This is a genomic window from Roseovarius sp. (assembly GCF_018066915.1).
GTDB lineage: Bacteria > Pseudomonadota > Alphaproteobacteria > Rhodobacterales > Rhodobacteraceae > Roseovarius.
Genome location: NZ_JAGPVV010000220.1, coordinates 1 through 20,306 on the forward strand (window position 1 = coordinate 1; position 20,306 = coordinate 20,306).

Sequence of the window (20,306 nt, forward strand, 5' to 3'; positions counted from 1 at the left end):
CCAAGCCGTCGTCATGCCCGTCAAGGATCAGCACGTTTGTTCCAGAAAGGTCGTCCATTGGGGGGACCTCCAGAACTTGATTGGCCCGAAGCAGTACCGCGCGGTGCACCAGATCAGGATGAAGTTGCATGACTGCGGCCAGAAAGTTTGCGCCATTCGAATAGCCAAGGAAAGTGAGCCTGTCTGCGTCCAGACCATAGCCTGCCACGGCCCCTTCGACGAACGCCACGAAGGCTTCGGCTTCGCTGCGGATATCCGCCTGATCGAATGTCGCGTTGCCGAACCGGCGGAACCAGCGGTTGGTTCCTTCCTCAGTGGCCCGACCGCGCACCCCCAACAGGGTTGCGTGCGGCGCGGCGCGCCGCGCGAGGGGCATCAGGTCAGCCTCGTTTCCGCCGGTGCCGTGCAGCAGCACCAAAGTTGTTCCGTCCGGTCTCGCCGGTCGGTTGAACCGATGAATAAAAGGAAGCTCCCGAACAGGAAACCGTTCTTCGCCCGGCAGGGCAAATTGCGGCAACATCGCCCTCAGATCGTCGGCCCGGCCAAGCTCGTGCGGAGGTAGGAACAAGGTTTGTCCCAGCGCCTCCGGGGCCTCGTCCACAGTCATTCCCGGCCCGTCCGTCGCGTATTCCATGAGAATGCCCGCCGGGTCCCGAACATAGAGCGACAGGAAATATTTCCTGTCATGGACCTCGGTCGGTCCGTGATCCTTAAGTGACAATCGCAGGGTCCTGACCGCGTCAGCATCCTGCGCGCGAAAGGCCACATGGTCGGGCACACCAGCACCCGGCACCGATGGCACATAACCCGACACTTCGCGGACATCGACAACATCGGTGTCGGACGCCATCCGCAGGGTCAGACCAGCGCGCTGCGCCTGCACATAGCCGAAGCGCGACAGGAACGCGGCAGTCTCCTCTGCCTTGTCGGTCAAGACCGTGACGCCCCGAAGCCGCGTCGGCGCATCCGCAAGCGGCGCCGATGTTGGCATGTCGACACCCACCAGCTTCACAATCAGCCCGTCGGGGTCCTTCATCCGCAGGACAGGCTCGCCAAACTCGCGCAATGGCCCTTCGAACGGAACATTGGCGGCGAGTGCTTTGGACAGCCAGTCGGCGATGGACTGTGGCGACACCGCAAGCGCCACTTCCGACACCTGTCCGATCCCGGTGCGGCCACGGCCCGAAGCCTCCCACACGAGGAAGGTCAGCAACGAACCCGGGCTGCCAAGACCGTCTCCGTAAATCAGGTGCAATTGCTCGGCATCCGCATAGCCGGCGGTCCGCTTCACAAGCTTGAGGCCAAGGAACCCGACATAGAAATCGACATTGGCCTGCACATCGGCGGTGATGCCGGTGACATGGTGAAGGCCCTGCGTTCCCTCTTTGATGCCAGGGCCGGTCAAATGTCAGCCGCTCGCGACCGGACCTTCGACACCGCCGGATCGGCCGCTATTCTGTCATGCAATGCCTGCATTTGGGAAAACTCTTTCAGACCGCCCGGCAGAACCCTTGTCGCCCACCGAGCCATCAGAAAGGAAAATGCGTCGCTCACCGACCGCCCTCCATCAAGAATGTACTCCCATATAGATGACAGTCTACAATGACGAATTGCTTTTCAACCAGCCTTTGACCCGCCTTGACCATAGCCTGTCGGTCCTAACTATTTTTTCCGGTCTTGTAACGATAGGGCATGAAGATCGGCCTCAGGATATTTCGGTGCCTGACAACCGAGGATGGCGCCAGCCTGTGCAAGAAGCCAGCCATCATCTTCGCGAAGGCTCGGCACGGCTCCGGCAGGATTCATTGGAACAGGCTCATTGCCGCCATGGGGCGCCTTGACCGCTTCGCAAGGCGCGCCGATCCATTCCAGCGCGATATGTGGCGCCAGTGAACAGCCATCCGGGGCAAAGTAAGGAGTGGGCATGTTCTCGCATCCTATTGTTTTACAGTGACAAACTGCGCTTTCTGCACCACCGGCCAGTCTATGCGCTTGCGCTGAGAGTGGTGCGGGTCGTCTGGTCAAGATAGCCATGCTTAGGGGTCCTTGGATGGAGTCCTGATCGCGGCAAATACCGGGATCGCCTGGACCGCGCGATGGATCTACCCTAGCGAGCGGATGCGACACTCGCGGCGCAGAAACTGCCAGATTGTGGCCGTTCTTGCTGTCATTCCGATCCGCGTCAGGGTCTCAACGGGTTCCGGCATTCCGGGTGTGGAGAAGGCAGCAAGATTGGCACCAACGCGGCAGCTTCTGCGCCGCAGCGACGGGGACCGTTTGGTAAAGTCCACTCATCCAAACTCATATGCAAAGGATGACCTCATGACCTTCCGCAATGGCCTCGACTCGCTTCTTCGTCCCGAAGATTCCGTCCTCGTCCTGATTGATCATCAGCCCTACCAACTCGCAAACCTGAACAGCCATGATCCGCACATGGTCGTGAACAACACCACCGCGCTCGCCAAGGTTGCCAAGGTGTTCGGCGTGCCCACAATTCTTACCAGCGTTATCGCGGATCGCGGCGGCGTCATCTTCCCGCATGTCACCGAAGTGTTCCCCGACCAAGAGGTGATCGACCGGACGACCATCAACACCTGGGAAGATCCGAAGGTCGTCGATGCGGTCAAGGCGACCGGCCGCACGCAGTTGATCATCGCCGGCCTCTGGACCGAGGTTTGCGTGGCCATGCCCGCGATCCAGGCCGCAGGCGAAGGCTGGGACGTGACCGTGATCACCGATGCATCTGGCGGCACGTCGGTCGAGGCCCACGAGGTCGCGATCCAGCGCATGGTCGCGGGCGGCATCAATATGATGACCTGGCTGGCGCTTGCGTCCGAATGGCAACGCGACTGGGCCCGGGCCGAGACAGCGACCGCCCTCAACGACGCGCTCAAATACCACATCGGCGGTAGCGCCATCGCCTATCTCTGGGAGCAGCAGTTGCTCAACACACCGGTGCCGGGCATCGCGGCCTAAGCCGAGCGGGGATGACGAGCGATGCGCATCATCTGCTGGGCTGTCGTGCCCTCCTCTCGTCATCCCCACTTTGTGACACCGCAAGTTTGTCTCGGGCATCAGAACTGCCGCTTTTGACCTTTCGGACGGTGATTGCCCGGTGCCAGAGCCTTCGAAATACCAATAACCCTCTTGTCCATGGTGTGCGATGGAACTTCCGGCATATCTTACCTTCGTGATTGTCAGCGCTGCGCAGGTCGCAACACCCGGGCCGTCCACGTTGTTCATCGTCAATAACGCCGTTGCACATGGCTGGCGACGCGCACTTGGGGCTCTGAGCGGTGATCTGGTTGCCATCGCGCTGCTGGCCACTCTTTCCGTCGTTGGCTTGGGCGCTTTGCTTGCAACCTATCCCGCAGCCTTTCTCCTACTGCGCCTTGGCGGTGCGGCCTATATCCTCTGGCTCGGCTGGACCTTTCTGCGCCCTGTTCCCATACACCCCGGCACGCCGGTCGCTGCGACAACCGACAAACGCGGGACGGGGCAGCTTTGGCTTCATTCGTTCGGTGTGGGTATCAGCAATCCAAAGGCCGTATTGTTTTTCGCAGCGCTTTTCCCGCAGTTTCTACCCGAAGAGAGTGGGCCTTTTGTCTTGGCTCTTCTGGTTTCGACCTTCGTGGCGGTGAAATTCATCGTCCTTGGCGGCTATGCGCTCGGGGCGAGACATGCCGTGCGCCTGTTTCGCAAGCCAGAGCACGCAAGGCGCGGACGGATGCTGACCGGAATCATATTCTTGGGATTTGGAGCGCTGATGATCTGGTCTGCCCTGAGTGCCGCGTAAATCTGCGCGTTGGCGCAAGCAGATCTTTCAAGGTAGCTAATGCCCGCAATCCTCTAAGATCACGTTCTTCGGGCCGAAATCTCTGCAGCCTCCAGCGCGGCAGACCTCTCGATTTTCGATCCCAAGGAAGACACGCATCGGTCCCGTCCGGGCAAAGCGTAAATGTCCCCCTTCCGTTGGTCAGGGACATCCAGACCCCAATCTTGACGGGCAACGGTGAGAGTCACCGCTGCGCGTGCGAACGCCCCGGATCGCGAACCGCCCGCCGATAGTCGGACGGGGTCATATGCCGGTGCTTGGTAAACACCCGGGCGAGCACTTGATTGGACGAATAGCCGACCTCAAGCGCGATCTCGGTGACTGACAGGTCGGTCTGTTCCAAGAGGTCACAGGCCTTTTCAAGTCTGAGACGCGTCAGGTAGACGCGTGGCGGCACGCCGACGCTCTGCTTGAACATTCGGGCGAAATGAAATGGGGAGAGCTGCGCCTCGGCAGCGAGTTCGTCGAGGCTGATGTCTTCTGAAAATCGCGCGTGCATGAGTTCGAGGCACCGCCGCTCTGACCGGGGAGAGAGCCCACCCTTTACCGGTGTGAACGGCGCACCGCCCAACCGGCACAGCTCGGCCAGAATCTCGCAACCTGCGGCACGCGCCAGCAGGCGCGAAGGTGCCCCCTCATCTTCACACAAGGACCACAGGTTCCGCACAGCCGATCGGATTGGCCGCGAGTCGAACACTCGGCCGTAGATGCAAGAGGTGTCAAACGAGCACCGACCATCGGCAGCCTCATCGAGCACACCCTGCCACTGCGCCAAAGGGAACGCCAAGGTGCGAAGCCGATGGTTTCCGTCATTGATCACATCCGCCGCGAAATTCGGCGCAGCGAGGACAAGGCCGCCTTTCCTTGTCGTCACATCAAAGCGGCCTCCTCCGAGGTCCGCCCTCACACGACTGCAGCCAAGCATGTCTTCCACCAGCACGATGTCCGGCAGGGCCGGGCGGGACATGTCCCCAGCCGGTCGCGCCACCTCCAGCAGATCGAGCACCCCGCCTGATGATTTTCTGGCCCGGACGTAGGACGCCTGTCGGCCTTCGCTAGACCACTCGGAAAAGGACGCATAGGCTGGTTGGGTCATTGATCTGTCTCGTATCGGGTGGCGCGACTTCGTTGGGACCAGATCACTGACGACAGCATAGATGAAACGCTTGATCTGTGCCCATAATCTGAAATTCTTGGGTAAAGTGCAAACAGGTCAGCCACAGCAAGGCATGGAATCTGTGAGGAACGGCAGGTATTCGCCAAGACAGTTCGGATGCATGTTGAGGCATTATTGACGATCGGCATGCTGGGTCTCGAATTGGCAGCCGCGTGGCAAAACCCGAGAAACCGGCATGATCCGACGTGCGACAACGGCATTACGATCAATGTGCAGTAGAGATTTGACCATTGCCCACGACATATCCAGTCAGGCGATTGATCATTGTGACATCAGCTTCGACAGTGCCGCGATCTCCTCTTGGCGCAGTTCGTGCCCTCCCTCGTGGATGTGGGTTGTAACGCATGCACCTTGTTGCTCGGCCCAAGTGATCAGCGCGTCGCTCAACGGCCAAGGACAGATCGGATCGCGCCGCCCCGCTGTGATCAGAATGAAGAGATCTTTCAGATCGACCGGTGCAGGCGACCAGGGGATGAGCGGATGCAAGAGCGCGACACGCTCAAAGAGATCAGGATGTGCCATCACCACCGAAGCAAGGATATTCGCGCCGTTGGAATAGCCGAAACCGTAAACGGCTGCGGCGGGATGCATGGCCTTGTGCGCCGCAATGAAGGCCACCATCCGCTCGGTGCGCCTCGCAAGATCATCCATGTCATAGACACCTTCACCCGTACGACGAAAGAACCGCGCCGCGCCCCCTTCGGACACGTCGCCACGCATGGACACGACGCTTCCCTTTGGCACCAACTGGCGGGCAAGGTCGAAAAACTGGCGCTCATCGCCCCCGGTGCCGTGAAAGGCAAAGACAAGCGGCGCGCCTTCGTCGGCGATATGCGTCAGAGCCGAATAGTTTGTCAGGGACATTCTGGGCCCTTCATGCTGAAAGGTCCGGCAAGACGCTCTCGATCTTGGCGCGGTGTGGTTCATAACGGGTCGGCAGTTTCAATGCTTGTCCCAGATGGGCGGTGTCCTCGTCGCGGTCAAAGCCGGGTTCGTTGGTGGCGATTTCAAAGAGCACGCCGCCGGGAGTGCAAAAGTAGATCGCCCAGAAATAATCGCGGTCGATCACCGGTGTGACCTGAAATCCGGTGTCCATCAGGGCCTTGCGCACCTCAAGCTGCGCTGCCCGGTCCTCAACCGCGAATGCGATGTGGTGCACCGATCCGGCACCCTGCGCGGCCGTCTCCGCATCTGGCCATTCTTCCAGATCGACGGTATCGGCGGCGTTGCCAGCCTCGATCCGGTAGCGCGTTACGGCCCCTTCGGTTTGATCCTTCTGATACCCCATAAAGCCCAATAGCTCGGCTGTGGGGGCTGCGTCCCGCAACCGTAGTCGCGCGCCATGAAAGCCCAGTATGCCCGCTTCTTCCGGCACACCGGCCCCGGTCCAGGGGGTGCGATCACGCGTGGCGGTTTCAACCAGCGCAAAGCTGTCGCCATCGGGGCCGCTGAACTCAAGTCGCGGCTCACCAAGAAAGCTGTCGTCGCGCAGACCTCTGACGCCCTTCGCGCCCAGACGCTCTTTCCAGTAGGGCAATGCGCCTTTGGCGACGGCAAACTCGGTCACACCAACTTCGCCCGTGCCGCGCTTGCCGCGGGGCATCTGGCCAAAGGGGAAATAGGTCATCACAGAGCCGGGCGTGCCGATCTCGTCGCCGTAGTAGAGGTGATACACATCGGGCGCATCGAAGTTCACAGTCTTTTTTACCCGCCGCAGGCCAAGGGTCTCTGTGAAAAACGCATTGATTTGCCCTGCATCCGCCGCCATCGAGGTGACGTGGTGTAAGCCTTTGATCTCTTTTATCATTTCAGTCTCCATCGGGGCGTGGGGTGTAGTCACCAGATAGATGCTCATCAACGAGGTGCGGTGCTAGGAACGCACCTCGTTGACGTTGATGGCCTCCTATCCCCCTACGAAGGACTGGCGCCTTCTGTCGCCACCTTCTTCCCGTTTATTGAGGCCGGTTTTCGCGATTTCCAATCGCCAACAGCCATGACACCTTACGGGCGTTTCGGACTTGTGCGATCCAACTCCGGCGTAATCGGTATGAACTCAGCGTCATCGCCCGGCGGCAGGCGAAATGGGCCTTTTGTCCAGTCACCGGCTTTCCAATCTTCCTTGGCCTGTTCGATGCGGTCCTTTGAAGACGACACGAAGTTCCACCAGATATAGCGCTTTTCGTTCAACGTCGCACCGCCCAGAGCCATCAGGCGTGCCCCCATCGGCCCCGCCTTGACCGAGATCTTGTCGCCGGGGCGAAACACCATCATCCGCCCCTCTTCAAAGCGATCACCCGCCACTTCGATGCTGCCTTGCGTGATATAAAGCCCGCGGTCCTCATGATTGTCCGGCAGGGGAAAGGTCGCGCCGGCCTCGAGGGTCACGTCGAGATAGAAGGTTTCTGATTGCATCGTGACCGGGCTGGTTTCGCCATAGGCCGAGCCGAGGATCAGCCGCGCCTCGACCCCGTTATCACGCAGCACCGGAAGCGCCTCTTTCTTGTGATGCTCGAAATCGGGCTCCATCTCTTCGCGATCCTCCGGCAGGGCGATCCATGTCTGGATGCCAAAAACCTTGTGGCGCGTGGCGCGTGTTTTTGCGCTTGTGCGTTCCGAATGGGTCACGCCCTTGCCTGCGACCATCCAGTTCACTTCGCCGGGATAGATCATCTGATGCGTGCCGATGCTGTCGCGGTGTTCGAACTCGCCGTTGTAGAGATAGGTCACGGTGCCGAGGCCAATATGCGGATGGGGGCGCACGTCGATGCCGCCTTCGGTGATGAATTCTGCAGGTCCCATCTGGTCAAAAAAGATGAATGGGCCAACCATCTGCCGGTCAGGTGAGGGCAGCGCCCGCCGCACCTCAAAGCCTCCAAGATCGCGGGCACGCGGAATGATAAGCGTTTCCAGCGCATCACGCCCAGTGGTCGGGCATTCGGGGGTATGGGTCGGGTTCCAGCTCATGAGGGTCTCCTTTGTAGGTTCAGGGGCGGTTTACCGCGGTCCGATATAGTGGCGCACAACGGGTGCATCCGGTCCAAGGTGAAGGGTGCGCAGAGCTTGGTGCAGGTCCATATCCGCCACACTGACGCGACCGTGATGTTCCAGATGTTCTGCCCAGCTGCGCAGGTGAAAGGTCTCCAGCCAAAGAAGCGGTTCATCGACACTTTGATGAATATACCACCGTGTCGCCCCGTTGCGCAGCCGCTCTTTGGCGACGGATTTCATTCTGGATTGAAACTCCGCCCTGTGTTCAGGCCGGATGCGGTATTCAACGAGGACCATGGCGGGCTGGTCTTCGCTTTGATCCGCGGCATGTGCTGGTGCCTCAGGCCAGACAGAGGCGGGGCTGTGATCCAACGCCTCGCCCTGACCGACCGGCAGCTTGCGGGTGAGCAAAGCAGCAAGACCAAGTCCCAGAGCGGCAATGAACAGGGCCGTTGCGATGGTCGTCGCTGCCGCCACCTGCCCCCAGAAGATCGACCCAAGGGCCATGGAGCCGAAGAAGACCATCAGGAAGACAGCCAGCCCCCGCGCCCTTATCCAGTTGGGCAACGCGGTCTGCGCCGAGACATTGAGAGAGGTGAGCACCGCGATCCAGGACATACCGCCGATAAAGGCGGCTGCCAGCAGGGCCGCGGGCATCTGGGCCAGCGCCATCAGGATGAGCGCAAGCGCCGTCCCTGCCGTACCGAGTCTCACCGTCGCGTCAGAGGATGCGACCCGCTGTAATCGCGGCAGCAGGACCGCGCCCGTTACCGCCCCTGCACCAATGAGCGCCATCAAGGCACCGTAGAGCATGGAGCCACCCCCTTCGGCGCTGCGCGCGATCAAGGGCAGCAGCGCCCAATAGGCGGATGCGAACAGGAAGAACGCCGCTGCGCGAACCGCCGTTGCCAGCATCGCGGGGTTGTGTCGCACGTGCCGCAGGCCGGTCGCCATGTCGGACAAGAGCGATCCGGTCGGGCGTGGCCGTTCGGTCTTGGCGGGCCGCCAGAGCGTGAGGGCCGCGAGTATGACCAGAAAGCTTACTGCGTTCAGGGCGAAAGGAGCGGCAAGGCCGACATTGGCAATCAGCGCCCCCGCGATCGCCGGTCCGATGGCGCGCGAGATGTTGATACCCATGGAATTCAGCGCAATCGCGGGCTTCAACTGCGCAGGCGGAACCAGCTGCGGCACGATGGCCTGCCATGCCGGCGCCATAAAGGCCGCCCCGGTGCCGATCACCAGCGTAAAGGCGATCAGCAACGCGGGCGTCATCGCCTCAAGCCAGACCAGAATGGTCAGCAGGCTGACGACGACCAGCAGCAAGGTATTGATCCCCAGCAACATGCGCCGCTTGTCCAGGCGGTCGGCCAATGCACCGGCCAGCAGGGCAAAGCAGAACACCGGCAGGGTCGTCGCCGCCTGCACCAATGTGACAACCGCAGGGCTGGGATCAAGCGTGGTCATCAACCAACCCGCGCCGACATCATGCATCCAGGTGCCGATGTTCGAAATCAGCGTCGCGGTCCATAGGAGGGCAAACGCCGCTTGACCAAACGGCGCATAGGCGCTGCTCGCCCCAGGGGTGTCACCACTGGATGACATCAGACAATTCCTCGCGGTGTTTCAGGGAATGGGCCCGCACGAATGGGCACAATGGCACGATGCGTTGACCCTTGGCGCGCGCGTCCGCGATCAACTGTTCGGCCAATGCCCGACCGACACCGGTGCCGCGCATGCTGTCCGGCACGTCGGTGTGATCCGCGATGACAAGCGTGTCCGAGACTTTGGAGGTGGTCAGTTCCGCCTCGCCCGCCTTGCCTTCGACGGTGGCGGCATACCGGCCTTTGCTGTCAGTCTCGCTGTAGGTGATCTTTGGAGATGTCATGGGTCTCTGGCCTTATGCGGTGCGGTCAGGATTACGGCGGCCATCAGCCCGCCTATCAGCCTGAAAGTGGCGGTCAACGCTGTGAAACTCGGCACCAACACCCTCTGCGCTATGGTCCGGAAAGGATGCCCCGGACTCGACGTTGCCACCGAGAGGATCAGCAGCAAGGCGGCCCAAATCTGCGCACCAAAGCTCACACCGCAAAGCACGAACATCCCAAGGCCCCCCAAAAGGCCGACGCGTCCCGCACCGGAGCAGGATTGGTCCATGCGATGCCATGGCTGTGGCCATGCAGGCCACAGCCATGCGCGCAACCATCGTGACAAGCGCGCATGTCCATCGAGGCGGGTGCCAGCGATGCCTGCCGTTGCGCCGGGCTGGCGAATTGTGCATTGGCGGCCCAGTCCGGGCTGGCAGGTGGCAATGGCGGGTTGTGCTCGGCAAAGTCACCCTCGGCAAAGACCACCTTGCCGCCGACTACGGTCATCACCGAGGTAATCCCGCGCAGCCGGGCATCGGGCACATTCATCAGATCGTCGGACAACACCGCAAGATCACCGTACATGCCCACCGACAGGCGGCCTTTGACCGATTGCTCGCCCGAGAACCATGCCGATCCGGTTGTCCACAATGCAAGCGCCTCTTCCCGACTCAGCAGCCTGTCGTCACCGTAAAGCGTCAGCCCACCCACGGTTTTACCGGTGGTCAGCCAATGCATCGACACCCATGGATCGTAGCTTGCGACGCGCGTGGCATCGGTGCCTGCGCCCACGGGCAGCCCCACATTCAGCATCTCGCGGATGGGTGGCGTGGCCTCGGCCGCCTGTGCACCATAGCGATCAACGAAATACTCGCCCTGAAATGCCATGCGGTGCTGGGTGGCAATGCCGCCACCCAGAGCCTTGATGCGTTCGATGTTGCGCGTGCTGATGGTTTCGGCGTGGTCGATGATAAACCGCGTCTTGAACGGCGTGGTGCCGTTGACCCGCTCGAACACGTTCAGGAACCGGTCGATGGTCTCGTCATAGGTGGCATGGATGCGGAACGGCCATTCGTTGGTTGCCAGCAACTCCACGATCCGCTCCAGTTCCTCCTCCATCACCGGCGCGGGATCGGGGCGCGGCTCAAGGAAGTTCTCAAAATCCGCCGCCGACCACGCCAGGTTCTCCCCCGCGCCGTTCATCCGCAACCAATCGTCACCAGCCCCCGGTTCGGTCATGCCAATCCAGCGCTCATAATCCGACAGTTCCTGTCCTGCGGTCTGCGCGAAGAGGTTGTAGGCCACACGCAGCGTCATCTCGCCCGCGTCGTGCAACGACTGGATCACGTCATAGTCCTGCGGATAGTTCTGCCCGCCACCGCCTGCGTCGATCACCGATGTGACGCCCAGACGGTTCAACTCGCGCATGAAATGGCGGGTCGAGTTCTTTTGGTCCTCGATGGCCAGCTTCGGCCCCTGCGCCAGTGTTGAATACAGGATCAGCGCCGAAGGCCGCGCAATCAGCATGCCAGTGGGGTTGCCCTTGGCGTCGCGGGCAATCTCTCCACCGGGAGGGTTGGGCGTGTCCTTGGTAAAGCCGAGCGCCCTGAGCGCCGCGCGGTTCAGAAGGGCCGCAGCGTAGAGATGCAGCACGAACACCGGCGTGTCGGGGCTTGCCTCGTTGATCTCGTCCAGCGTGGGCATGCGCCGTTCGGCAAACTGGAACTCCGACCATCCGCCGACGACGCGCACCCATTGCGGGGCCGGCGTGTTGGCGGCCTGCCTGCGCAGCATCGCCAAGGCATCGGCAACCGATGGCACGTTTTCCCAGCGCAATTCCATGTTGTAGTTCAATCCGCCGCGGATCACATGGGTGTGGCTGTCGTTCAGTCCGGGGATCACCCGGCGGCCCTGAAGGTCGATGACCTTGCCCACATCCTCGCCATGCAGCCGCATCACGTCTGCATCCGTCCCAACAGCAGCCACCTTGCCGTCAATGATTGCAATTGCTGAGGCTTCCGGCGTGTCGGGATCAAGCGTGGTGATCTTGCCGTTTCTCAGAATGAGAGTGGTATCGATCATGGTCTTTTCCTGCGCGAGGGCAAATCGGGGGCGGATCAGGCCGAGGGCGGTGGTGGCCCCCAGACCCGTCAGCACAGAGCGGCGGTGCGTGGACATGGTATTCTCCGAACCAAGAAGAATGGGCCGCCACCCGGACGCGACGACACAAAGAGGTCACTTCGCAGCGACAGGGTCGAGCCGTTTGCCGATATGCTTGCTGCGGCTGGCCGCCTTGTGGACCATCGTATAGGCGTAATCTACGCCCATGCCGTAGGCTCCCGAATGCTCGCGAACCAACGCCATGACAGCATCATACGTGTCACGGTGTGCCCAATCGCGTTGCCATTCCAGCAGCACCTGTTGCCACGTGACTGGCACGACACCGACCTGAACCATGCGATCCATCGCACGATCATGCGCTTCCAGCGTGGTGCCACCGGACGCGTCGGTGACCATGTAGATCTCATAATCGGTGTCGTTCAGACAACTAAGAGCAAAGGTGGTGTTGCAGACTTCTGTCCACAGTCCAGAAACGATGACCTTCTTGCGGCCATCCTTGGCGTTTGCCGCAAGCGCATCGCGCACCTTCTGATCGTCCCAAGAGTTCATCGATGACCGTTCCAGCAGCGGTGCGTCGGGGAAAACGTCCAGTAATTCGGGATAGGTCTGCCCCGAGAACGCATCACTTTCGACAGTTGTGATAGTGGTCGGAATGTCAAAGATCCTTGCGGCCTTGGCCAACCCGACGGTGTTGTTCTTAAGGGTTTGACGGTCAATCGACTGCACGCCGAACGCCATTTGCGGCTGGTGGTCGATAAAGATCACTTGGCTGTTTTCGGGGGTGAGGATTTCGGTTTTGGACATGGAAAGGCTTTCTCTGAGAGAGGAAGGGACGGTTCACGCTTGGATAAAGGCCAGCAGATCAGCGTTCAGCACATCAGCATTGACGGTCAGCATGCCATGCGAAAAGCCTGGATAGGTCTTGAGCGTGCCATTCGACAGCAACTTGACCGCCAGTTCCGCCGAGGCGGCAATCGGAACGATCTGGTCATCCTCGCCGTGCATGATCAATGTGGGGACGCTGATCGCCTTCAGATCATCGGTCTGGTCCGTTTCAGAAAAGGCCTTGATCCCGTCGTAATGCGCTTTGGCGCTGCCAGTCATGCCCTGACGCCACCAGTTCTGAATCACGCCCTCATGCACCGTGGCCCCCTCGCGGTTGAAGCCGTAGAACGGGCCTGCCGGCACATCCCGAAAGAATTGCGCGCGATTGCCCGCAAGAGCAGCGCGGAACCCGTCGAATACCTCCAGCGGTGTGCCGTTCGGATTGCTGTCCGTCTTCATCATCAACGGCGGAATCGCCGCGACCAGAACTGCCTTGGCCACGCGGCCCGCGGGTTCGCCGTGTTTTGCAACGTAGCGGGCCACTTCTCCACCGCCTGTGGAATGGCCGATGTGGACGGCGTTTTTCAGATCCAGCGCTTCGGCTACCGCAAAGGCGTCTGATGCGTAGTGGTCCATGTCGTGATCTTCGGACACCTGTGCCGAGCGTCCGTGACCACGGCGGTCATGGGCCACGACGCGGAACCCCTTTGACACAAAAAACAGCATTTGTGCGTCCCAGTCATCCGAACTGAGCGGCCAGCCGTGATGAAAGACGATGGGTTGCGCGTCTTTTGGCCCCCAATCCTTGTAGAAGATCTCGGTGCCGTCCGTTGTCGTTACATAACCCATGGTCAGGTCTCCTGTTGAGGGGGCAAGGTGGGTCGGTTCCGCAGCGAATGCAGGACCGGAAAGGGCAAGCGTGGCCGCAAAGGTCGATCCTGTGATCATCACCTCACGTCGGGTGAACATCGGATTGGTTTGCGTTCCGGTATCCGGTCTCATCCCGCGCTCTCCGACGATGGCGTTGCAGTTTTGATCGCCCTGTCACCGCATTGGGGAAGGTGCCCGAACAAATGCGGGCGGCACTGTTGATTGAACCACGAAAGAGTGACGCCGTGTCCGGCCATGACTTGGCGCAAAAGCGGCATGGTTTGCTCGCCGATGAGGATGCCAAACAATCCCACCAGCGCGATCACCGGCGGTGCAGGTGATCTGATGTTCAAAAAGCTATAGATCGCACCAACCAATAGCCCTGCGCCCAGTGATAAAAGGTAGATTTTCATTTCTCTTTCACTCCCCGTGTTGCAGGTCTTGCTCTGCGAATTGCCCGTAATCCAACCGGCCCTCTTGTGACGTGATCTTCTTCCTCGGCTGTTGCACCGGACCGGCACCAGCAACTGAAGGCTACGAAAGCGCCCGACCGCTTCGACGTGTCAGGCTTGACCCTAGCGGATTGCGAAACGGATTGCGGCGCACCCATTGCTCTCATGGTGCCAAGCTTGCTGCTTCTTCCTGAGGTTCTCGAGGTTTCGACCTGACGGCCCGTTATGATCCGGACAGTCGGTTCACCTGTTGGGTTTCAACCCGTTTCTCTTGTTCCTATCATCAGAGATCACTCAGAATTGCGGGTCCAGAGCGTCCAGTGCCGCGTAGACACCGGCACAAAACTCTGGATGCACCTGTCGAAAAAGCTCGATCTGCCGCTCGATGATACACAGAGGGACATCTTTCATCGCCGCGGCGATGTTGGCGAACAGCCGAGCCTTTTGCCCCTCATCGAACAGCATGAACAGCGCGCGCGGCTGGCTGAAATCGTCGTTGCCATCCCGGTGGTCGTAGCGGTCTGCCTGGCCATAGAGATCAAGCGGCGGTTCGCTGAACGCGCTGTCCTGCTGCGGCCCGTCAAAGCTGTTCGGCTCGTAATAGGCATCCGGAATTGGCATGTTGTCGAAGAAGCGCATCGCCCCGTCCTTGTGATAATGGTGCACTGGGCAGCGTGGCCTGTTGACAGGCAGCGCTTCGTAATGGGTTCCAAGCCGATAGCGATGTGCATCCGCATAGGCAAAGATCCGGGCTTGCAGCATCCTGTCCGGCGAGTGACCAATGCCGCGAACGACGTTCGACGGGCTGAACGCAAGTTGCTCGATCTCGGCAAAGTAGTTGGCAGGATTGCGGTTGAGTTCAATCTCTCCGATCTCGATTGGCGGAAAGTCCGCGTGTGGCCAGACCTTGGTGAGGTCAAAGGGGTTGAAGGGAAACTCTCGCTCTTGGGCCTCTGTCATGATCTGCACCTGCATGGTCCATTTCGGATAATCCCCAGCCTCGATCGCGCCGAACAACGCTTCTTGATAGCCCTCGCGGGTCCGTCCGACGACCGCCTCCGCTTCGGCATTCGTGTAGCAGCGATGCCCTTGCCGCGTCTTGAAGTGGAACTTGACCCAGACCCGCTCGGCTTGGCCGTTCCACAGACTAAAGGTGTGGCTGCCATAGCCATTCATGTGCATCGGGCTGATCGGTAGGCCGCGGTCAGAGAAGAGGATCGTCACCTGATGGAGGCTCTCGGGCGACAGCGACCAGAAGTCCCACATCGCGGTTGGCGACCGCAGGTTGGTCCGCGGGTGCCGCTTCTGCGTATGTATGAAGTCGGGAAACTTGAGCGGATCGCGAACGAAGAATACCGGTGTGTTGTTACCGACCAGATCCCAGTTTCCGTCTTCCGTGTAGAATTTGAGCGCGAAGCCACGAACGTCCCGTTCATGGTCCGCAGCACCCATTTCTCCCGCCACGGTGGAGAAGCGGGCAATCATCGGTGTCTCGGTGCCAGGTTGCAGCACAAGGGCTGACGTCAGGTGGGATATATCGCCGGTTATCCTGAGCGTGCCATACGCGCCCCAACCCTTGGCATGGACTACGCGCTCGGGAATGCGTTCGCGGTTCTGGTGCGCCAGCTTCTCGATGAGCTGCCAGTCTTGCAAGAGGATCGGACCGCGATCACCTGCAGTCAGGCTGTTCTGGTTGTTGGCGATGGGCGCGCCAGCAGTCGTTGTCAGGCGCGGTCTTGAAGAATTCTGCTTGGGCATCATCAATCCTATGTGCTCGGGCCTTGCCAATTTCTGGCCAGTGGCGACTGCTGGCCCATGATCATGCCGGCCAAAGGCCATCAAAACGCAGAGCAATGGGCTAAGGAAAACTCTAAGGACAGCCGTCGACCTTCGCGTCGCAATTGCTGCTGCGATGTAGCCAATTCTGCGATTTGATTTCGTGGGGATCGGACGCGGCCGCTGCATGCTCAAGATGCGCCGTCTCCACGGCCCGCGCCGGATCGCGGACAGCCCGACAATAGTCGGACGGTATCATATGCTGATACCTGGCGAATACGCCTGAGATCCCCACCACGAGTGACGCCCGCGTCGTGCGTGTTGTCGTATCGGGCTCTTGATCATGGCGCGGCGCAGAAACGACTGTCGGCATGCAGGTAGTGCGGGTGCATTCCCGCCAGTGAAGATGCTTGGCCTCCGGGTCGCCGCGCGACGGGCGCTCGACACTTGGTTAAACTTCATCCACCAAGTTTCCTTCGAGTCGTTCAGAGCCTTCGCGTATAGTGGGTGCAGGTAGCCAATCGAGACAAGCGCGTGAGATCGAGAAACAACGTGGGTCAGGACCCTCTTTTCCTGCTGACCAAGACTCCGATCAGTCGGGGGCAATGGCGCCTTGCCGTTGGTGTGCTGGTCGCACTCCTTGCTGCGCTGCTCGTCACGGCCCCGTTCGCTCAGGTCCCCTTGGAAAACACAGAGGGCTTGCTCCTGGTCTACGCAACTGCAGTTTTCATCGTGGAACTGATCACCGCAGCCTTGCTGCTGGCCTTGGTTTCGGTTCAGCGTTCGCTTGCCGTGCTTGCCCTGTCGATCGGTTATCTCTTCTCCGGCGTGATGGTGTTACCTTGGGCCGTTTCGTTTCCCGGCGTTCCCGCGTTGGTGAACCTGTCCGAAACCGGGCTACAGACCACCGCCGCAATCGCCATGATACGTCGCCTCGGCTTTCCACTCTTCGTGCTCGCCTATGCGCTGCTGAAGGAGTCCGGACCCAACGCAAGACCCCCGAAGGGCTGGCAACAGAACATCATCTTCGGCAGCGTCACAGGCGTCGTCGTGATCGCGTGCGGCCTGACATGGCTCGTCTTCACCAATGACGACACCTTGCCGAGGTTCATGCAGGACGCGCAGAAGGTCTCGGCTGTTTGGAACTTCGTTGCAGCCACCGCAGCAGGGCTGAGCGTGGCTGGTCTTGCCGTGCTCTGGACCCGACAGCGCTCGGTGCTTGATCTGTGGTTGATGGTCGTGCTTTGCACGTTTCTCATCGAGATATGCCTGCTCGCCTATCTCAGTTCCGGTCGCCTCAGTGTCGGCTGGTGGGCCGGGCGCGTCTACGGCCTGATCTCTTCTAGCATTGTGCTTTTTGCTTTTCTGTCAGAGACAGTTTCAAACTACACACGGCTGGCACACTCGGTTTCGGCCGAACGTCGCGCGCGAGAGGCTCGGCTCACGGCAATGGAGGCCTTGTCGGCCTCCATCGCGCATGAGATCAACCAGCCATTGGCCAGCATCGTGACAAATGCCGATGCCGGATTGCGTTGGCTGGCAAGGTCCGATCCCGATCTGTCAGAGGCGCGCGCGGCGCTGACACGCATCGTCAATGACGGCCATCGCAGCGCCGAGGTGATCAAAGGCATCAGAGCGATGTTCACAGAAGGCACCCAGGACAGGGTCCCCGTAGACGCCAACAGGCTCATTAAGGAAGTCCTGAATCGCAGCCTCAGCGAGGTGAAACTTGCGCGTGTTTCCATCCGCACCGAATTCGACGAGAGATTACCCCTCGTGACGGGATGTCCCGTTCAGCTAGAGCAGGTGATCTCAAATCTGATTGCGAACGCCATTGATGCCATGAGCACCATCACCGATCGAGAACGCGTTCTGCGCATCACCTCCGCGCTTCACGGCACCGACGAAATCCTGGTTTCGGTGGAAGATTCGGGGACCGGAATGGCTCCAAACTCCAAGGGGCGGATATTCGAGCCGTTCTTTACCACGAAACCCGATGGAATGGGCATGGGTCTTATGTTCTGCCGCTCGGTCATCGAGGCCCATGGCGGGCGGCTGTGGATGTCGGACAACGAACCGAATGGCGCAATCTTTCATTTTACGATACCGAGTGCCAATTCGCCCGCCACCATCAATCTGACCCACGACCATCGATGGAAGGTGGCGCCATGAACCCGGACCATTCCCTCGTCTTCATCATAGATGACGACCCTTCCATGCGCGCCTCCATCGAGAGCCTGCTGCGCTCTGTCGGCCATTCCGTGAAGTCCTTTGCATCAACCCAGGATTTCATGCGCGACGAACAGCCCGATGTTCCTGCATGCCTCATCCTTGACATCCGCTTCCCCGGACAAAGCGGGCTCGAGTTCCAGCGCGAATTGGTCAAGTCGGGCCTCCATCTGCCTATCGTCTTTGTGACGGGCCATGGCGATGTCCCCATGTCCGTGGCCGCCATGAAAGCGGGGGCAATCGAGTTTCTCAACAAGCCTTTCCGCGATCAGGATTTGCTCGACGCGGTCCATCGCGGTCTCGAGATGAGTCAAGATCGCCGGGCCGAGGAAGCGATGCTGGCCGAGCTTTCGCGACGTTTCGAGACGCTTTCGTCGCGCGAGCGCGAAGTCATGGCGCTTGTTGTCGCGGGTCGCCTGAACAAGCAGATCGCAGCAGATCTCTCTCTCAGCGAAGTGACCGTCAAGGTCCATCGGTCGCAGGTCATGCGCAAGATGGGAGCGAATTCATTGCCGGATCTGGTGCGGTTCGCAGACAGGTTGGCCTGCGCTACCACAAAGTCGTAGAGAGCCCACACTTCCGTACAATTGTTTAAGACCCCCGTTTCGTTCACCTTCTCAAGGAGCATGCGACCGCTGCTTTGTGAAATGAGGTGTCGACAGGATTGCAAGGCCTCAGGGGGCGCTGCTTGAGCAACGGACATCACGGGGATGTCTGACAGGTCTTGGGAACCCCATGTCGACGAAAATGCGCCCGCTCTTTGGGCGGTCTTAGGTTTTGTGAGCACGACCCACCTGGTTCAAACGCACGGATGCCAAACATGACCAAGAGGTGCGATCACCCCCACCATAAACCTCGACGCTAGGTCTCGCCGCACTCGACTGCGCCGGGATGCCACGACCAACGATATTCCACACACCGCTGCCGATCCCGCGGGCATACCGAGATACACATGACGCTTCCTGCCTATTCGTCCTTTACCCAATGGTACACAGAAGGTCATCTGGCCTCTTATGTCCGGGCGAGAAAGTCCTCGGGCGGAATACTCAATCTGCTTGAGGCCGCGCAACCTGCTGGTGATATGTCAGACCCAGCCGTGCCAGATCTGGTTCTCTATCAGGACCTGCTCGGCGGCACCCGCGTCAGCGGTGATCTGGGCGGAGGGCGCTTCGATGTCACCAGTGACAAAGGCGGCCTTTTCCTTGCGGCGCCAAACTTTACCAACACGGTCATCGTCGACACCAACCATCAGCTTCGTAGTCTGGCGTTCCCGATGGCGCAGTGGCAATGCGTCCTCGATGAAGCCGGTGTAAGCCAGATCGCATTCGACCGTCCGGAGATCCACAGGGGGACATTTACCTCTCCGGTAATCCGGTCGGCAGTCAGGAGCCTGTGGGCCCTCAGTGAAGACGAGGGGGTGCCTTCCCGTTTGCTGGCGCGAGCGGCGGGTTGCGAGATTCTGGCGGAACTCTGCCGATTGAACGGGGCACCGATTGAGACGACAAAAAGTGGCCTCGCCCCATGGGCGGAGCGGCGCTGCATCGAACTCATGCGCGCGCGCTACATGGAGGACATCGGCCTTGAAGAACTGGCGGGTGAGGCGCGGCTGTCGCAATTTCATTTCGCCCGCATGTTCAAGAACAGCGTGGGCGTCCCGCCACGTGTCTACCTGACGCAATTGCGAGTGGAGAAAGCCTGTGAACTTCTTGAACATACGGACCTCCCCATCACGCAAATCGCAATGGAGGTCGGATATTCATCGAATCAAGTGCTGGCCCGAGTCTTCGTCAAGCATCGACGCATGAGCCCGTCCACCTATCGAAAGGCGGTTCGCGAGTCGACCGCATCGCCCTGAAACGGGATAGCCGAGGTTTCTTAGTGTTAATGTCGCGGGTATGGATCACCGCCGCATATACGAGGACCGGCCGGCACGCCCTGCGCCATGCCAACCTCCGGGGATATCCTCGACCAGACGCGGCACCTGGCTTCACAACGCTTGTTTTGCTTTCCTCCTCATGTGATCCTGACGCAGGAAAGCGGCCGATGTCAGGCGGGTCAGAGACCTCAGAGCGCCTAGCTTGCCCGATCTGGCAGATCAGAAACTTGAAATCCCGAGCCTACGGCCCATACCAAAAGCAAGACTGGTGATGTACCGCAAGAGCAAGTCG

The 20,306-nt window shown here is 60.2% G+C and carries 18 protein-coding genes; 5 read left to right on the top strand and 13 right to left on the bottom strand.

Translation table 11 applies throughout. The features are described from left to right. A partial coding sequence (locus KBT70_RS12305) for a VOC family protein (RefSeq protein WP_296633653.1) occupies positions 1-1,405 on the bottom strand: 1,405 nt, incomplete at its 3' end. A gap of 257 nt (positions 1,406-1,662) precedes the next feature. Continuing rightward, complete coding sequence (locus KBT70_RS12310) at positions 1,663-2,034, bottom strand: hypothetical protein (RefSeq protein WP_296633658.1); 372 nt, start codon at positions 2,032-2,034, stop codon at positions 1,663-1,665. A gap of 288 nt (positions 2,035-2,322) precedes the next feature. Here KBT70_RS12310 and KBT70_RS12315 point away from each other — a divergent pair, with 288 nt between their 5' ends. Together KBT70_RS12315 and KBT70_RS12320 are read left to right on the top strand one after the other, a co-directional pair. After that, positions 2,323-2,976 (top strand): hydrolase, encoded by a 654-nt coding sequence (locus KBT70_RS12315; protein WP_296633661.1) that lies wholly within the window; start codon positions 2,323-2,325, stop codon positions 2,974-2,976. Positions 2,977-3,163: 187 nt separating this feature from the next. Continuing rightward, positions 3,164-3,796 carry a LysE family translocator gene (locus tag KBT70_RS12320; protein ID WP_296633663.1) on the top strand — a complete coding sequence of 211 codons (633 nt, stop codon included), beginning with the start codon at positions 3,164-3,166 and terminating at the stop codon, positions 3,794-3,796. Between the two features lie 223 nt (positions 3,797-4,019). Here the strand turns inward: KBT70_RS12320 and KBT70_RS12325 are convergent, their stop codons facing one another. From KBT70_RS12325 to KBT70_RS12375, 11 genes are all read right to left on the bottom strand, one after another. Then, positions 4,020-4,931, bottom strand: a complete 912-nt coding sequence (locus KBT70_RS12325; protein ID WP_296633667.1) for an AraC family transcriptional regulator — start codon at positions 4,929-4,931, stop codon at positions 4,020-4,022. 342 nt (positions 4,932-5,273) lie between these two features. Next, positions 5,274-5,876: an alpha/beta hydrolase gene (locus tag KBT70_RS12330; protein ID WP_296633671.1), complete on the bottom strand. Its 603-nt coding sequence runs from the start codon at positions 5,874-5,876 to the stop codon at positions 5,274-5,276. A gap of 10 nt (positions 5,877-5,886) precedes the next feature. Further along, positions 5,887-6,819, bottom strand: a complete 933-nt coding sequence (locus tag KBT70_RS12335) for a ring-cleaving dioxygenase (RefSeq protein ID WP_296633676.1) — start codon at positions 6,817-6,819, stop codon at positions 5,887-5,889. Positions 6,820-7,013: 194 nt separating this feature from the next. Continuing rightward, a complete protein-coding gene (locus tag KBT70_RS12340) occupies positions 7,014-7,976 on the bottom strand; it encodes a pirin family protein (RefSeq protein ID WP_296633680.1) in 963 nt (320 codons plus the stop codon). Between the two features lie 30 nt (positions 7,977-8,006). Further along, positions 8,007-9,602 (bottom strand): MFS transporter, encoded by a 1,596-nt coding sequence (locus tag KBT70_RS12345; RefSeq protein ID WP_296633684.1) that lies wholly within the window; start codon positions 9,600-9,602, stop codon positions 8,007-8,009. Then, a complete protein-coding gene (locus KBT70_RS12350) occupies positions 9,586-9,885 on the bottom strand; it encodes a GNAT family N-acetyltransferase (RefSeq protein ID WP_296633688.1) in 300 nt (99 codons plus the stop codon). Before KBT70_RS12350 ends, KBT70_RS12345 begins: the two co-directional genes overlap by 17 nt. 193 nt (positions 9,886-10,078) lie before the next feature. Next, complete coding sequence (locus KBT70_RS12355) at positions 10,079-12,043, bottom strand: amidohydrolase (RefSeq protein WP_296633693.1); 1,965 nt, start codon at positions 12,041-12,043, stop codon at positions 10,079-10,081. A 57-nt stretch (positions 12,044-12,100) separates the two neighbouring features. Then, a complete protein-coding gene (locus tag KBT70_RS12360; protein WP_296633697.1) occupies positions 12,101-12,790 on the bottom strand; it encodes a hydrolase in 690 nt (229 codons plus the stop codon). 33 nt (positions 12,791-12,823) lie between these two features. Then, positions 12,824-13,660: an alpha/beta hydrolase gene (locus KBT70_RS12365; protein ID WP_363270573.1), complete on the bottom strand. Its 837-nt coding sequence runs from the start codon at positions 13,658-13,660 to the stop codon at positions 12,824-12,826. 149 nt (positions 13,661-13,809) lie between these two features. Continuing rightward, on the bottom strand, positions 13,810-14,094 hold the full coding sequence (locus KBT70_RS12370; RefSeq protein ID WP_296633707.1) for a XapX domain-containing protein: 285 nt from the start codon (positions 14,092-14,094) through the stop codon (positions 13,810-13,812). A 333-nt stretch (positions 14,095-14,427) separates the two neighbouring features. Further along, complete coding sequence (locus KBT70_RS12375; protein WP_296633759.1) at positions 14,428-15,891, bottom strand: catalase; 1,464 nt, start codon at positions 15,889-15,891, stop codon at positions 14,428-14,430. A gap of 570 nt (positions 15,892-16,461) precedes the next feature. Here KBT70_RS12375 and KBT70_RS12380 point away from each other — a divergent pair. From KBT70_RS12380 to KBT70_RS12390, 3 genes are all read left to right on the top strand, one after another. After that, the gene (locus KBT70_RS12380) at positions 16,462-18,081 is read left to right on the top strand and encodes an MASE4 domain-containing protein (protein WP_296633711.1); all 1,620 of its coding nucleotides are present in this window, start codon (positions 16,462-16,464) and stop codon (positions 18,079-18,081) included. Continuing rightward, complete coding sequence (locus KBT70_RS12385) at positions 18,078-18,704, top strand: response regulator transcription factor (protein WP_296633716.1); 627 nt, start codon at positions 18,078-18,080, stop codon at positions 18,702-18,704. Before KBT70_RS12380 ends, KBT70_RS12385 begins: the two co-directional genes overlap by 4 nt. Before the next feature lie 386 nt (positions 18,705-19,090). Continuing rightward, entirely contained in the window at positions 19,091-19,993 is a 903-nt protein-coding gene (locus KBT70_RS12390) for an AraC family transcriptional regulator (RefSeq protein WP_296633720.1), read from the top strand. The last annotated feature ends 313 nt before the right edge of the window (positions 19,994-20,306 follow it).